Consider the following 15,504-nt stretch of genomic DNA (forward strand, 5'->3'; position numbering starts at 1 on the left):
GCGCTATCTAAGGAGAGAAGCAAGGTTGAGAACATCTTTGCCAAAGTAAAAACGTTTAAAATGTTTTCAACAACCTATCGAAATCATCGTAAACGCTTCGGCTTACGAATGAACTCGATTGCTGGCATTATCAACCGTGAACTAGGATTCTAGTTTTGCAGGAAGTCTATTTACTCTGTTTTTGATTTAAAAGATCGTATCCTAGCTCAAGATGGGTATGAAGCAAAATGGTATAACTGGTGTGATGGTTTTAATCAAGCAGCAACTCTTTTGTTGAAAAGGTAGTGCATTGTGTCTTGTTCCTTATTATAAGGTCAATCATTGTGAGGAAGCTTTTGCTTGGTATCAGGATGTGAACTTGGTTTACCTCGTAGATGGGGTGAAGCTTCCTTACAGTCAAGTGACCTTGGAAGCCATGTATTCCTATTTGGATCGGCATGGTGAGCTTTTTTGGATTGAAGTCAAGGAGAAGGGAGAATGGTTTCCAATTGGGGATATTACACTATCTCAGGATAATCTCCCCATTGTGATTGGGAATTCCGCTTACCAACATCGAGGACTTGGAAAAAAGATTCTAAGTGCTTTGATTGAATTTGCTCGAGTAAAAGGATGGAAAGAATTGAGAGTTAAGGAAATCTACACCTACAATCATGCTTCTAGGAGGTGTTTCAAGTCGCTTGGATTTGTGGAAAATGGAGCAACAGAAAAAGGAAGGAGTTTTATATTGGAATTAGTCTAATCCTGCCACTTTCTCCCCCTTAACCTTTGACTATTCCGCAAAATTATCGTAAAATAAAGAGTAAATGATAAAATGAGGTCAGAGTCTGTTTGCTCTGGCGATAGTAGTATAAATGAGGAGAAACGCTTTGGAATTAGAAGTATTTGCTGGGCAAGAAAAAAGTGAACTATCTATGATTGAGGTAGCGCGTGCTATCTTGGAACTTCGTGGTCGCGATCATGAGATGCATTTTAGCGATCTTGTAAATGAAATTCAAAACTACCTTGGAACATCAAACAGCGATATCCGCGAAGCTTTGCCTTTGTTCTACACAGAGTTGAACTTTGACGGTAGCTTTATCTCACTTGGGGACAACAAATGGGGTCTTCGTTCATGGTATGGTGTGGACGAAATCGACGAAGAAATCATCGCTCTTGAAGAAAATGACGACGATGAAGTAGCACCAAAAGCTAAGAAAAAACGTGTCAATGCCTTTATGGATGGTGATTCAGATGCCATTGACTACAATGCAGATGATCCAGAAGACGAAGATGCATACGAAGCAGATCCAGCTCTTTCATACGATGATGAAAATCCAGATGATGAAAAAAATGAAGTGGAAGCTTATGATGCAGAAATCAACGAAATCGCTCCAGATGACTTGGGAGAAGATGTGGATCTCAACGAAGACGACGAGTTTTCAGATGACGACGCTGAAACCAGCGAGGAATAAGAGTTAGCTATTGACAATTATCCTATTTTTAGGTATCATATTGTTTGGGCACCTCTTTTAGAGGTCGGGGCTCCCTAGTTCTTAGGGAGCTATTTTTGTTTTTTCAAGAAGTTATCTTCTTGTATTTTATGCTCAATGAAAATCAAAGAGCAAGCTAGGAAACTAGCCGTAGGCTGCTCAAAACACTGTTTTGAGGTTGTAGATAAGACTGACAAAGTCAGGAACACATATCTACGGCAAGGCGACGTTGACGCGGTTTGAAGAGATTTTCGAAGAGTATTAGTTGTGAATCTGGTGCAGTCGTCCCAGATTATTCTTATTAGTAGGGTCTTGTTTTCTATGTCCCCACGTAGTTAGCAAGACCTTGAGCACTTTAGAAAGAGGAATCTATGTCTACGAAATATATTTTTGTAACTGGTGGTGTGGTATCGTCTATTGGGAAAGGGATTGTGGCAGCGAGTCTGGGCCGTCTCTTGAAAAATCGTGGTCTTAAAGTAACCATTCAAAAATTTGACCCTTATATCAATATTGATCCAGGAACTATGAGTCCTTACCAGCACGGGGAAGTTTTTGTGACAGATGACGGAGCTGAGACAGATTTGGACTTGGGTCACTATGAACGTTTCATCGATATCAATCTCAACAAATATTCCAACGTGACAACTGGGAAAATTTACAGTGAAGTTCTTAGTAAAGAACGCCGTGGAGAATACCTTGGGGCAACTGTTCAAGTCATTCCTCATATCACAGATGCTTTGAAAGAAAAAATCAAGCGTGCCGCTCTAACGACCGACTCTGATGTCATTATCACAGAGGTTGGTGGAACAGTAGGAGATATCGAGTCCTTGCCATTCCTAGAGGCTCTTCGTCAGATGAAGGCAGATGTGGGTGCGGATAATGTCATGTATATCCATACAACCTTGCTTCCTTACCTCAAGGCTGCTGGTGAAATGAAAACCAAACCAACCCAACACTCTGTCAAAGAATTGCGTGGCTTGGGAATCCAACCAAATATGTTGGTTATTCGTACAGAGGAGCCAGCTGGTCAAGGAATTAAAAATAAACTGGCCCAGTTCTGTGATGTGGCACCAGAAGCCGTTATCGAATCGTTGGATGTTGAACACCTTTACCAAATTCCACTGAACTTGCAGGCACAAGGGATGGACCAAATTGTTTGTGATCATTTGAAATTAGACGCACCAGCAGCGGATATGACAGAATGGTCAGCCATGGTGGACAAGGTCATGAACCTCAAGAAACAAGTTAAGATTTCCCTTGTTGGTAAGTATGTGGAGTTGCAAGATGCCTATATCTCAGTGGTCGAAGCCTTGAAACACTCTGGCTATGCCAACGATGCAGAAGTTAAAATCAATTGGGTCAATGCCAATGATGTGACAGCAGAGAATGTGGCAGAGCTTTTGTCTGATGCGGACGGAATCATCGTACCAGGTGGTTTTGGACAACGTGGTACGGAAGGGAAAATCCAAGCCATTCGCTATGCGCGTGAAAATGATGTTCCAATGTTAGGTGTCTGCTTGGGAATGCAGTTGACATGTATCGAATTTGCTCGTCACGTTTTAGGACTCGAAGGTGCCAATTCTGCAGAGCTTGCACCAGAAACAAAATACCCTATCATTGATATCATGCGTGATCAGATTGATGTTGAGGATATGGGCGGAACCCTTCGCTTGGGGCTTTATCCGTCTAAGTTGAAACGTGGCTCTAAGGCAGCAGCTGCTTATCACAATCAAGAAGTGGTGCAACGCCGTCACCGTCACCGTTATGAGTTTAACAATGCCTTCCGTGAGCAGTTTGAGGCAGCAGGCTTTGTCTTCTCAGGAGTTTCTCCAGACAATCGTTTGGTCGAAATCGTGGAAATTCCAGAAAATAAATTCTTTGTAGCGTGTCAGTATCACCCTGAACTGTCAAGCCGTCCAAACCGCCCAGAAGAACTCTACACTGCCTTTATTACTGCAGCGGTTGAGAACAGCAATTAGCAAAATCAGAACCTTTGAGAAGAATCTCAGAGGTTTTTTGCATACGATGATATTGAAGTATATCTGAGGTAGGAGTCCTCTGTGTGTACCTGCTACCCTTGAAATCAATAGCGACTCCCTCTTGCCCTGTGCTAGTGAATGGATTTATCAGTATATTGAAATAAAATCTGAACAAATTAATTCGGAAAGCCAAATCAATTTATAGAAATATTTTAGCAGTCAAGGTGTACTGTTATAGATTCAATATACTATACTTTTTTAATTTAATCCACTATATCTGCAGAATACTCTTTCAGTTTCATTCAGACTAGTCTTGCTTAGGAAAAAGCAAAAAGCCATCCAATTATGATGGATAGCTTCTTGGTTCTTAGATTTGTTCTGCAAAAACCTTTTCAGCAAGGTTCATAGCGTGGTCTGATACACGAGTGTAGTGTGAGATGATGTCGATAAAGTTGACCCCAGCTTGTGTTGAACATTCGCCCTTGTTGAGGCGTTTGATGTGGGTTTTTCTGAGAACACGTTCTATCTTATTGATTGCTTCATGGCGTTCTACAAGACTGCGTGCTTTTTCAATATCATTGTTTTCCACACTATCCAGAGCATCTTTGATAAAGTCACTAGTTTGACGATAAACTTCCTCTAATTCTTTCAAGGCGGCATCAGAAAATTCAACATTTTTCCGTTGAAGATAGTCAGTCAGATTGAGTAGAGCCTCCGCGTGGTCTCCAATCCGTTCCAAATCACGGGAGGAATCAAGGATATTGGTGAGCACTTCGCTTTCTTTTTGACTGAGAGCTTCGCTTGAAAGGGCAATGAGATAACGTGTCAATTGCTCATCGATGGTGTTAATGGCTTCTTCGGTTTTATGCCCTTTTTCAGCAATTTTTTCATCCAAGTCAATGATATACTTATAGGAAAGGTCAAAGGCTTTAGCAGCGTAGTTTCCTAAGTGCAAGAGCTCTTTCTTAGCATTTCCGAGAGCGATAGATGGGGCTTGTTTGATGAAATGTTCATCAAGATATAAGGGTTCGTATTTGACAACCTCGTCCTCTCCAGGAATAATCTTGGTTACAAAGTAAGCCAGAGCTCCGATAAATGGAAATTGGACAATGGTATTGGTAATATTAAAGGTTCCGTGAGCAAAGGCGATGGTCATTTCCGGTGCTAGATTTAGCGTAGCTTCAAACCAATGAATCAGGGCTGTAAAAGGAACTAGAAAAATAACGCAGACGACTGTTCCGATAACGTTGAAGGCAACATGAGCTCCTGCTACCCGTTTAGCTGCAATATTAGCACCTAAAGAGGCAATGATGGCTGTAATGGTTGTCCCGATATTGTCACCAAATAGAACTGGCAAAGCTCCTTGCAGGTCAATGAGATTGCTGGCGTAGAGGTTTTGTAAAATCCCGATGGTAGCCGAGGAAGCTTGAATCAGTAAGGTCAAGCCGGTACCGACAAAGACACCCAAAACAGGATTTTTACTTAGCTCAATCATATAGTCTTTAAAGACCTGTAAGTCTTTGAGTGGAGCCATTGCACCGCTCATGAGATTGAGGGCAAAAAAGATACCACCGACACCAAAGAGGATGCGTCCGATATTATTGACTGTCCGATTTTTTGTAAAGAAGAGGCAGACAGCACCGATAAAGAGCATAGGTAGGGCATAGTCACCTAGTTTAAACCCAATAAGAAAGGATGTGACTGTTGTCCCGATATTAGCCCCCATGACAATTCCGATAGCCTGACGTAAGGTTAGGAGACCGGCACTGACCAGGCCGACTGTGATAACTGTTACACCAGAACTAGACTGAATTAGAGCAGTCATCCCAATACCAACCAGAACTCCAAAGAAAGGATTACTAGTATATTTGTCAATGTAAAAACGAAGGCGATCTCCAGCAGCTTGTTGCAAACCGTCTCCCATGGTCTTGATACTATATAAGAATAGTCCCAGACCACCTAAAAAGTGAAATAAAATTTCCTGCCAATTAATGGACATTTCTTTTTCCTCCGAAAAATAATCGCGGAATATCTCCTATTCTATTTTAAAGGATAAAAGTAAATCTAACAAGTGTTAATGTCAAGTTTGTAAAAGAAAATTATAATTGATAAGTGTATTATTTTTAAGAGTTTTTAACCTTATTTTAGATTTGTGAAAACAGCTATTGTTTTTTGTCTAAAAATGTTTTAGGATAAAAATGTGATTATCATGGTTCTAGAGTTTGATAAAAAACTACAGAATATAAAGCGCTTTCTTAAAAAACAACAAAATCAATCTTTTAGGAGGAGAAAATGAAGAATCCATTTTTTGAAAGACGTTGTCGTTACAGTATTCGTAAGTTATCAGTAGGAGCCTGCTCGCTGATGATTGGTGCTGTTTTATTTGCTGGTCCAGCCTTGGCTGAAGAAACTGCAGTTCCTGAAAATAGCGGAGCTAATACAGAGCTTGTTTCAGGAGAGAGTGAGTATTCGACCAATGAAGCTGATAAGCAGAATGAAGGGGAACATGCTAGAGAAAACAAGCTAGAAAAGGCAGAAGGAGTAGCGACAGCATCTGAAACTGCTTCGCCAGCAAGCAATGAAGCTTCAACTACTGAAACTGCAGAAGCAGCTAGCGCAGCTAAACCAGAGGAAAAAGCAAGTGAGGTGGTTGCAGAAACACCATCTGCAGAAGCAAAACCTAAGTTTGACAAGGAAACAGAAGCAAAGCCCGAAGCAACTAACCAAGGGGATGAGTCTAAGCCAGCAGCCGAAGCTAATAAGACTGAAAAAGAAGTCCAGCCAGATGTCCCTAAAAATACAGAAAAAACATTAAAACCAAAGGAAATCAAATTTAATTCTTGGGAAGAATTGTTAAAATGGGAACCAGGTGCTCGTGAAGATGATGCTATTAACCGCGGATCTGTTGTCCTCGCTTCACGTCGGACAGGTCATTTGGTCAATGAAAAAGCTAGCAAGGAAGCAAAAGTTCAAGCCTTATCAAACACCAATTCTAAAGCAAAAGACCATGCTTCTGTTGGTGGAGAAGAGTTCAAGGCCTATGCTTTTGACTATTGGCAATATCTAGATTCAATGGTCTTCTGGGAAGGTCTCGTACCAACTCCTGACGTTATTGATGCAGGTCACCGTAACGGGGTTCCTGTATATGGTACACTCTTCTTCAACTGGTCTAATAGTATTGCTGATCAAGAAAAATTCGCTGAAGCTTTGAAGCAAGACGCAGATGGTAGCTTCCCAATTGCCCGTAAATTGGTAGATATGGCCAAGTATTATGGCTATGATGGCTATTTCATTAACCAAGAAACAACTGGGGATTTGGTTGAACCTCTTGGAGAAAAGATGCGCCAGTTTATGCTCTATACCAAGGAGTATGCTGCTAAGGTAAACCATCCAATCAAGTATTCTTGGTACGATGCCATGACTTATAACTATGGACGTTACCACCAAGATGGTTTAGGAGAATACAACTATCAGTTTATGCAAAAAGAGGGGGACAAGGTACCCGCTGATCACTTCTTTGCTAACTTTAACTGGACCAAAGAGAAGAATGATTACTCTGTAGCTATGGCCAAATGGCTAGAGCGTAGCCAGTACGATGTCTTTGCAGGATTGGAATTGCAACAGGGTGGTTCTTATAAGACTAAAGTGAAATGGGATGCCCTTTTAGATGAAAATGGCAAACTTCGCTTGTCACTTGGACTCTTTGCGCCAGATACTATTACAAGTCTTGGCAAGACAGGCGAAGACTATCATAAGAATGAAAATATCTTCTTCACTGGTTACCAAGGCGATCCAACTGGTCAAAAACCAGATGACAAGGACTGGTACGGGATTGCCAACCTAGTTGCGGACCGCACGCCAGCAGTAGGTCATACTTTTACCACTTCTTTTAATACAGGTCATGGTAGAAAATGGTTCGTAGATGGTAAGGTTTCTAAGGATTCTGAGTGGAATTACCGTTCAGTTTCAGGTGTTCTTCCAACATGGCGCTGGTGGCAGACTTCAACAGGGGAAAAACTTCATGCAGAATATGATTTTACAGCTGCCTATAATGGCGGAAATTCTCTTAAATTCTCTGGTGATGTAGCCGGTAAGACAAATCAGGATGTGAGACTTTATTCTACTAAGTTAGAAGTAACTGAGAAGACCAAACTTCGTGTTGCCCACAAGGGAGGAAAAGGTTCTAAAGTTTATATGGCATTCTCTACAACTCCAGACTACAAATTCGATGATGCAGATGCATGGAAAGAGCTAACCCTTTCTGACAACTGGACAAATGAAGAATTTGATCTCAGCTCACTAGCAGGTAAAACCATCTATGCAGTCAAACTATTTTTCGAGCATGAAGGTGCTGTAAAAGATTATCAGTTCAACCTAGGACAATTAACTATCTCGGACAATCACCAAGAGCCACAATCGCCGACAAGGTTTTCTGTAGCCAAACAAGTCCTTAAAAATGCCCAAGAAGCGGAAGCAGTTGTACAATTTACTGGTCATAAAGATGCTGATTTCTATGAAGTCTATGAAAAGGATGGCGATGCTTGGCGCCTATTGACAGGTTCATCTGCAACTACGATCTACCTACCAAAAGTTAGCCGCTCAGCTAGTGCGACTGGTACTAGTCAGGAGTTGAAGGTTGTTGCAGTTGGTAAGAATGGCCTTCGTTCTGAAGCAGCAACTACAAACTTTGAGTGGGGGATGACTGTCCAAGACACAAGTCTTCCAAGACCTCTAGCAGAAAACATCGTTCCAGGGGCTACTGTTATCGGAAGTACCTTCCCAGATACAGAAGGTGGAGAAGGTATCGAAGGTATGTTGAATGGGACCATCACCAGTCTATCTGACAAATGGTCTTCTTCTCAATTAAGTGGTAGCGTTGATATTCGTTTGACACAACCACGCCGTGTTGTGAGATGGGTCATGGATCATGCTGGAGCTGGTGGAGAATCTGTCAACGATGGTTTGATGAACACCAAAGACTTTGACCTCTATTATAAAGATGCGGATGGTCAATGGAAGTTGGCTAAGGAAGTCCGTGGCAATAAAGCTCATGTTACAGATATTACCCTTGATAAACCTATCACAGCTCAAGATTGGCGCTTAAATGTTGTCACTTCTGACAATGGAACTCCATGGAAGGCTATTCGTATCTATAACTGGAAAATGTATGAAAAGCTTGATACTGAGAGTGTCAATATTCCGATGGCCAAGGCTGCAGCCCGTTCTCTAGGCAATAACAAGGTACAGGTTGGTTTTGCGGATGTACCAGCTGGAGCAACCATTACCGTTTATGACAATCCAAATTCTCAAACTCCGCTTGCAACCTTGAAGAGCGAAGTTGGAGGAGACCTAGCAAGTGCACCATTGGATTTGACAAATCAATCTGGTCTTCTGTACTATCGTACCCAGTTTCCAGGCAAGGAAATTAGTAATGTCCTAGCGGTTTCCGTTCCAAAAGATGACAGAAGAATCAAGTCAGTCAGCCTAGAAACAGGACCTAAGAAAACAAGCTACGCCGAAGGGGAGGATTTGGACCTTAGAGGTGGTGTTCTTCGAGTTCGGTATGAAGGTGGAGCTGAGGACGAACTCGTTCGCCTAACTCACGCAGGTGTATCAGTATCAGGATTTGACACGCATCATAAGGGAGAACAAAATCTTACTCTCCAATATTTGGGACAACCAGTAAATGCGAATTTATCAGTGACTGTTACTAGTCAAGATGAAGCAAGTCCGAAAACTATTTTGGGAATTAAAGTAAGTCAGGAACCGAAAAAAGATTACCTAGTTGGTGATAACTTAGACTTGTCTGAAGGACGCTTTGCAGTGGCTTATAGCAATGACACCATGGAAGAACATTCCTTTACTGATGAGGGAGTTGAAATTTCTGGTTACGATGCTCAAAAGACTGGTCGTCAAACCTTGACGATTCGTTACCAAGGTCATGAAGTCAATTTTGATGTTTTGGTATCTCCAAAAGCCGCATTGAACGATGAGTACCTCAAACAAAAGTTAGCAGAAGTTGAAGCAGCTAAGAATAAGGTGGTCTATAACTTTGCTTCACCAGAAGTAAAAGAAGCCTTCTTGAAAGCAATTGAAGCGGCCGAACAAGTGTTGAAAGACCATGAAACTAGCACCCAAGATCAGGTTAATGACCGACTTAATAAATTGACAGAAGCTCATAAAGCTCTGAATGGTCAAGAGAAATTTACGGAAGAAAAGACAGAACTCGATCGCTTAACAGGTGAGGCTCAAGAACTCTTGGCTGCCAAACCAAACCATCCTTCAGGTTCTGCCCTAGCTCCGCTTCTTGAAAAGAACAAGGCCTTGGTTGAAAAAGTAGATTTGAGTTCAGAAGAGCTTGCAACAGCGAAACAGAGTTTGAAAGATCTGGTTGCTTTATTGAAAGAAGACAAGCCAGCAGTCTTTTCTGATAGTAAAACAGGTGTTGAAGTACACTTCTCAAATAAAGAGAAGACTGTCATCAAGGGCTTGAAAGTAGAGCGTGTTCAAGCAAGTGCTGAAGAGAAAAAATACTTTGCTGGAGAAGATGCTCATGTCTTTGAAATAGAAGGTCTCGATGAAAAAGGTCAAGACGTTGATCTCTCTTACGCTTCTATTGTGAAAATTCCAATTGAAAAAGATAAGAAAGTGAAGAGAGTATTCTTCTTACCTGAAGGCAAAGAGGCAGTAGAATTGGCTTTTGAACAAACGGATAGTCATGTTATCTTTACAGCACCACACTTTACTCATTATGCCTTTGTTTATGAATCTGCTGAGAAACCACGAGTAGAATCTAATGGTGCAAATGACCTTGTTACTATCTCAACTAAACCAGAACAACAAAACACAGTCCTTCCAAAAACTACTAATCAACCGGCTTCTGATCAACAAAAGGCTCCTAAATTGGAAGTTCAAGAGGAAAAGGTTGCCTTTGACCGTCAAGAGCATGAAAATGCTGATATGCTAGTTGGGGAACAACGAGTCATCATACAGGGACGAGATGGTCTGTTGAGACATGTCTTTGAAGTTGATGAAAACGGTCAGCGTCGTCTTCGTTCAACAGAAGTCATCCAAGAGGCGATTACAGAAATTGTTGAAATTGGAACAAAAGTAAAAACTGAACCAGCAGTAGCGCCTACACAAGAAAAACCAGCCCAAAATACAGCAGTTAAATCAGAAGAAGCAAGTAAACAATTGCCAAATACAGGAACTGCTGATGCCAATGAAGCCCTAATAGCAGGATTGGCAAGCCTTGGTCTTGCTAGTTTAGCCTTGACATTGAAACAGAAAAAAGAAGATGAAGATTAAATATCGAAAAATCTTGTGAAATCTTTCCTTATATTTCCAAAGTGTGATATAATAGTTTCGAATAAAATAATTAAAGGGGTTTTTGTAACATGGCAAAACTTACTGTTAAAGACGTTGACTTGAAAGGTAAAAAAGTCCTCGTTCGTGTTGACTTCAACGTACCATTGAAAGATGGCGTAATCACTAACGACAACCGTATCACAGCAGCTCTTCCAACTATTAAGTACATCATCGAACAAGGTGGACGTGCAATTCTTTTCTCTCACCTTGGACGTGTGAAAGAAGAAGCTGATAAAGCTGGTAAATCACTTGCTCCTGTAGCAGCAGACTTGGCAGCTAAATTGGGTCAAGATGTTGTGTTCCCAGGTGTAACTCGTGGTGCTGAATTGGAAGCAGCGATCAACGCTCTTGAAGATGGACAAGTTCTCTTGGTTGAAAACACTCGTTACGAAGATGTTGACGGCAAGAAAGAATCTAAAAACGATCCTGAACTTGGTAAATACTGGGCATCACTTGGAGATGGTATCTTCGTAAACGATGCATTCGGTACAGCTCACCGTGCACACGCATCTAACGTTGGTATCTCAGCAAACGTTGAAAAAGCAGTTGCTGGATTCCTTCTTGAAAACGAAATTGCCTACATCCAAGAAGCAGTTGAAACTCCAGAACGTCCATTCGTAGCAATCCTTGGTGGTTCAAAAGTTTCAGACAAGATTGGTGTTATCGAAAACTTGCTTGAAAAAGCTGATAAAGTCCTTATCGGTGGTGGTATGACTTATACATTCTATAAAGCACAAGGTATCGAAATCGGGAACTCACTTGTAGAAGAAGACAAATTGGATGTTGCGAAAGCTCTTCTTGAAAAAGCAAACGGTAAATTGATCTTGCCAGTTGACTCAAAAGAAGCAAACGCATTTGCTGGTTACACTGAAGTGCGTGACACTGAAGGTGAAGCAGTTTCTGAAGGCTTCCTTGGTCTTGACATCGGTCCAAAATCTATCGCTAAATTTGACGAAGCTCTGACTGGTGCCAAAACAGTTGTATGGAACGGACCTATGGGTGTATTTGAAAACCCAGACTTCCAAGCTGGTACAATCGGTGTGATGGACGCTATCGTGAAACAACCAGGTGTTAAATCAATCATCGGTGGTGGTGACTCAGCTGCCGCAGCAATCAACCTTGGTCGTGCAGACAAGTTCTCATGGATCTCTACTGGTGGTGGAGCATCAATGGAACTTCTTGAAGGTAAAGTATTGCCAGGTTTGGCTGCACTTACAGAAAAATAATTTCAGCCCGTTAGTCTCTACAAAATCCTGATTTTGTAGAAAAGGAAGAAAACTGAAACGTTAACAAAAAGGTGGCTATGTCACCTTTTTGTGTTAGTGTAGGTATTTGTGACGCGGTGGTGGGGCATCAATGGAGCTTCTTGAAGGTAATACTCTTCGAAAATNNTAGTTTCCTAGTTTGCTCTTTGATTTTCATTGAGTATAAAGTTCTTCCAGGACTTGTAGCCTTGACAGAAAAATAAGATTTTATAAACAAATCAAAGAAGAGAGAGATGAAAGTTCCTCTTTTCTTTTGCTTAAAATAAAAGCGCTTCCTCGCAACTATTACTCATAAAAATCACCGATTTATGATAAAATGGAAATAGAAAGTTGAGATTATGAGTTATTTTAAAAAATATAAATTCGATAAATCCCAGTTCAAACTTGGTATGCGAACCTTTAAAACAGGAATTGCTGTTTTTCTAGTTCTCTTGATTTTTGGCTTTTTTGGTTGGAAAGGTCTTCAAATCGGTGCTTTGACAGCTGTTTTTAGCCTGAGGGAGAGTTTTGATAAGAGTGTTCATTTTGGGACTTCGCGTATTCTAGGGAATAGTATCGGAGGCCTCTATGCCTTTGTCTTCTTCTTATTAAATACCTTTTTCCACGAAGCCTTTTGGGTGACCTTGGTAGTTGTTCCAATCTGCACCATGTTAACCATTATGACAAATGTAGCCATGAATAACAAAGCAGGGGTTATTGGTGGTGTAGCGGCTATGTTAATCATTACCCTATCGATTCCGAGTGGAGAAACAATTTTGTACGTGTTTGCGCGTGTATCAGAAACGTTTATGGGAGTTTTTGTCGCAATTCTCGTAAATTACGATATTGATCGTATTCGGCTCTTTTTAGAGAAAAAAGAAAAATAATGTTACATTTTATAACATTATCAATTGACGTTTGTCTTTTTTTAGACTATAATAGACAGAAAGAAGGAAATTGTAAATGAAGGAAAAAGAATTTCGCCGAAATATGGCTGTTTTTCCTATCGGCAGTGTTATGAAGTTGACCGATCTATCGGCGCGTCAGATTCGTTATTATGAAGATCAAGAGTTGATCAAACCTGATCGAAACGAAGGGAACCGTCGCATGTATTCCTTGAATGACATGGATCGTCTGCTTGAAATCAAAGATTATATCTCTGAAGGTTATAATATCGCTGCCATTAAGAAAAAATATGCTGAACGTGAAGCGAAATCCAAGAAAGCGGTGAGTCAGACTGAGGTGCGCCGTGCACTTCACAATGAACTCCTCCAACAGGGTCGCTTTGCTTCGGTGCAATCACCTTTTGGTCGCGGTTAGGCAACCGCAAGTAGTCATACATTAAGGAGAAAACTCATGCCAATCACAGCTGCAGATATTCGTCGTGAAGTCAAGGAAAAAAATGTTACCTTTATCCGTCTCATGTTCTCAGATATTTTGGGAACCATGAAAAACGTCGAAATTCCTGCTACAGATGAACAGTTAGATAAAGTCTTGTCAAACAAGGCTATGTTTGATGGATCTTCTATTGAAGGTTTTGTACGTATCAATGAGTCAGATATGTACTTGTACCCTGACTTGGATACATGGACAGTCTTCCCTTGGGGAGATGAAAATGGAAGTGTTGCAGGTTTGATCTGTGATGTCTATACAACAGAAGGTGAACCATTTGCGGGGGACCCTCGTGGCAATTTGAAACGTGCTCTTCGTCACATGGAAGAAGTTGGATTTAAATCCTTCAACCTTGGACCAGAGCCAGAATTTTTCCTATTTAAACTCGATGAAAATGGGGACCCAACACTTGAAGTGAATGACAAGGGTGGCTACTTTGATTTGGCGCCTACTGACCTTGCGGACAACACACGTCGTGAGATTGTGAATGTCTTGACCCAAATGGGGTTTGAAGTAGAAGCCAGTCACCACGAGGTTGCGGTTGGACAGCATGAGATTGACTTTAAGTATGATGAAGTTCTCCGTGCTTGTGATAAGATTCAAATCTTTAAACTTGTTGTTAAAACCATTGCTCGCAAACATGGCCTTTACGCAACCTTTATGGCCAAACCAAAATTTGGTATTGCTGGATCAGGTATGCACTGTAATATGTCCTTGTTTGATGCAGAAGGAAATAATGCCTTCTTTGATCCAAATGATCCAAAAGGAATGCAGTTGTCAGAAACGGCCTACCATTTCCTTGGCGGTTTGATCAAGCATGCCTACAACTATACTGCTATCATGAACCCAACGGTTAACTCATACAAACGTTTGGTTCCAGGTTATGAAGCCCCTGTTTACATTGCTTGGGCTGGTCGTAACCGTTCGCCACTTGTACGCGTGCCTGCTTCACGTGGTATGGGAACTCGTCTTGAGTTGCGTTCAGTTGATCCAATGGCAAACCCATATATCGCTATGACAGTTCTTTTGGAAGTTGGTTTGCATGGTATTGAAAATAAAATCGAAGCACCAGCTCCTATCGAAGAAAATATCTACATCATGACAGCAGAAGAGCGCAAGGAAGCTGGTATTACAGACCTTCCATCAACTCTTCACAACGCTTTGAAAGCTTTGACAGAAGATGAAGTGGTTAAAGCTGCTCTCGGAGATCACATCTACACTAGCTTCCTTGAAGCCAAACGAATCGAATGGGCAAGTTATGCAACCTTCGTTTCACAATGGGAAATTGATAATTATTTAGACCTTTACTAATACTAATATAGAAGAAAGATTGCCTGAGGGTAAACAGTCACACAGCAGTCTAAGCCATCAAATACCTATAACCCTTAAAATAGCGATTTCGGTCGCTATTTATTTTTCGAAAAATCCTCTTGACTCTTTTGCGAATTAGATTTATCATCAGACGTGTAGAAGAAAATCAAGGAGTCACTATGGAAAAATTCAATTTCAAAAACAATATCGGGCAAGAAAACACATTGCTTCAAATCGAAATCTACAAGTTTACTAATTTACTAACTTTTGCAAGCTTCAAAATTACACATCTGTAAATATTTTTTCGAAAGATATATTTGAAGCCATAGTAAATTGAGACTAGAATAGTACACTACATCTGCTAAAAAATTTCTAGAAATTAATTTAACTTTCCTAATCGATTTGTTTACATCTTATTTCAATCTACTATATTATCTCAATAAATGATGATGGAGACTGTTTTGTTTGTGCTTGTCGATTTTTGAATCCTGATCGAGCGGAAGAATATTTCTACCGAGGTTGCCAAGGGGAAAATCCTGAAGATATTGAATTTTATGATGAACAATTACAGGCAGAAAAGGTGGAGGTTTTAAGTATTCGATTGGAAGTAAAAAATTGAATTATCTACAATCTCATCAACAATAAACCTATTTCAACCCCATTATCTATAGGCGTATTTTTACGCCTTTTTATATACTTGAAGCACATAAGAAACATTATGGGAAGTTTGCTGATGGAAGT

The 15,504-nt window shown here is 40.7% G+C and carries 11 protein-coding genes and 3 pseudogenes; 12 read left to right on the forward strand and 2 right to left on the reverse strand.

Annotated features, from left to right (window positions below; all coding sequences use genetic code 11):
- The 5 genes and pseudogenes from HT723_RS07210 to HT723_RS07230 all read left to right on the forward strand — a co-directional run.
- Positions 1-153 (forward strand): annotated as a pseudogene (locus HT723_RS07210) (IS5/IS1182 family transposase); the annotation flags it as partial.
- A 9-nt stretch (positions 154-162) separates the two neighbouring features.
- A pseudogene (locus tag HT723_RS07215) lies at positions 163-285 on the forward strand (chromosome partitioning protein ParB); the annotation flags it as partial.
- A 4-nt stretch (positions 286-289) separates the two neighbouring features.
- Complete coding sequence (locus tag HT723_RS07220; RefSeq protein WP_172934921.1) at positions 290-739, forward strand: GNAT family N-acetyltransferase; 450 nt, start codon at positions 290-292, stop codon at positions 737-739.
- Positions 740-866: 127 nt separating this feature from the next.
- Positions 867-1,451 carry a DNA-directed RNA polymerase subunit delta gene (gene rpoE, locus HT723_RS07225; protein ID WP_000418404.1) on the forward strand — a complete coding sequence of 195 codons (585 nt, stop codon included), beginning with the start codon at positions 867-869 and terminating at the stop codon, positions 1,449-1,451.
- Between the two features lie 389 nt (positions 1,452-1,840).
- Complete coding sequence (locus HT723_RS07230; protein ID WP_172931400.1) at positions 1,841-3,448, forward strand: CTP synthase; 1,608 nt, start codon at positions 1,841-1,843, stop codon at positions 3,446-3,448.
- Positions 3,449-3,815: 367 nt separating this feature from the next.
- Here HT723_RS07230 and HT723_RS07235 read toward each other — a convergent pair whose 3' ends face one another.
- Positions 3,816-5,447, reverse strand: coding sequence for a Na/Pi cotransporter family protein (locus tag HT723_RS07235; RefSeq protein ID WP_172934922.1), 1,632 nt, complete (start codon positions 5,445-5,447; stop codon positions 3,816-3,818).
- A 293-nt stretch (positions 5,448-5,740) separates the two neighbouring features.
- Between HT723_RS07235 and HT723_RS07240 the strand changes: the two genes are divergently transcribed.
- The 5 genes from HT723_RS07240 (at position 5,741) to glnA (ending at position 14,763) form a co-directional block, all read left to right on the forward strand.
- A complete protein-coding gene (locus tag HT723_RS07240; protein WP_172934923.1) occupies positions 5,741-10,756 on the forward strand; it encodes a bacterial Ig-like domain-containing protein in 5,016 nt (1,671 codons plus the stop codon).
- Positions 10,757-10,845: 89 nt separating this feature from the next.
- On the forward strand, positions 10,846-12,042 hold the full coding sequence (locus HT723_RS07245; protein ID WP_001096743.1) for a phosphoglycerate kinase: 1,197 nt from the start codon (positions 10,846-10,848) through the stop codon (positions 12,040-12,042).
- A gap of 377 nt (positions 12,043-12,419) precedes the next feature.
- Entirely contained in the window at positions 12,420-12,947 is a 528-nt protein-coding gene (locus HT723_RS07250) for an aromatic acid exporter family protein (RefSeq protein WP_000119913.1), read from the forward strand.
- A 76-nt stretch (positions 12,948-13,023) separates the two neighbouring features.
- Complete coding sequence (gene glnR, locus HT723_RS07255; RefSeq protein WP_000659547.1) at positions 13,024-13,380, forward strand: transcriptional repressor GlnR; 357 nt, start codon at positions 13,024-13,026, stop codon at positions 13,378-13,380.
- Positions 13,381-13,416: 36 nt separating this feature from the next.
- Positions 13,417-14,763, forward strand: coding sequence for a type I glutamate--ammonia ligase (gene glnA / locus HT723_RS07260; protein WP_172934924.1), 1,347 nt, complete (start codon positions 13,417-13,419; stop codon positions 14,761-14,763).
- Positions 14,764-14,858: 95 nt separating this feature from the next.
- Here the strand turns inward: glnA and HT723_RS07265 are convergent, their stop codons facing one another.
- Positions 14,859-14,978, reverse strand: coding sequence for a hypothetical protein (locus tag HT723_RS07265; RefSeq protein ID WP_001808898.1), 120 nt, complete (start codon positions 14,976-14,978; stop codon positions 14,859-14,861).
- Here HT723_RS07265 and HT723_RS11610 point away from each other — a divergent pair.
- Together HT723_RS11610 and HT723_RS11310 are read left to right on the forward strand one after the other, a co-directional pair.
- A pseudogene (locus HT723_RS11610) lies at positions 14,943-15,100 on the forward strand (cell envelope). The gene HT723_RS07265 and the pseudogene HT723_RS11610 overlap by 36 nt on opposite strands.
- 144 nt (positions 15,101-15,244) lie before the next feature.
- Positions 15,245-15,382 carry a hypothetical protein gene (locus tag HT723_RS11310; protein WP_001067594.1) on the forward strand — a complete coding sequence of 46 codons (138 nt, stop codon included), beginning with the start codon at positions 15,245-15,247 and terminating at the stop codon, positions 15,380-15,382.
- The last annotated feature ends 122 nt before the right edge of the window (positions 15,383-15,504 follow it).

The sequence above is a fragment of the Streptococcus sp. 2106 genome, from assembly GCF_013277315.1.
GTDB lineage: Bacteria > Bacillota > Bacilli > Lactobacillales > Streptococcaceae > Streptococcus > Streptococcus pseudopneumoniae.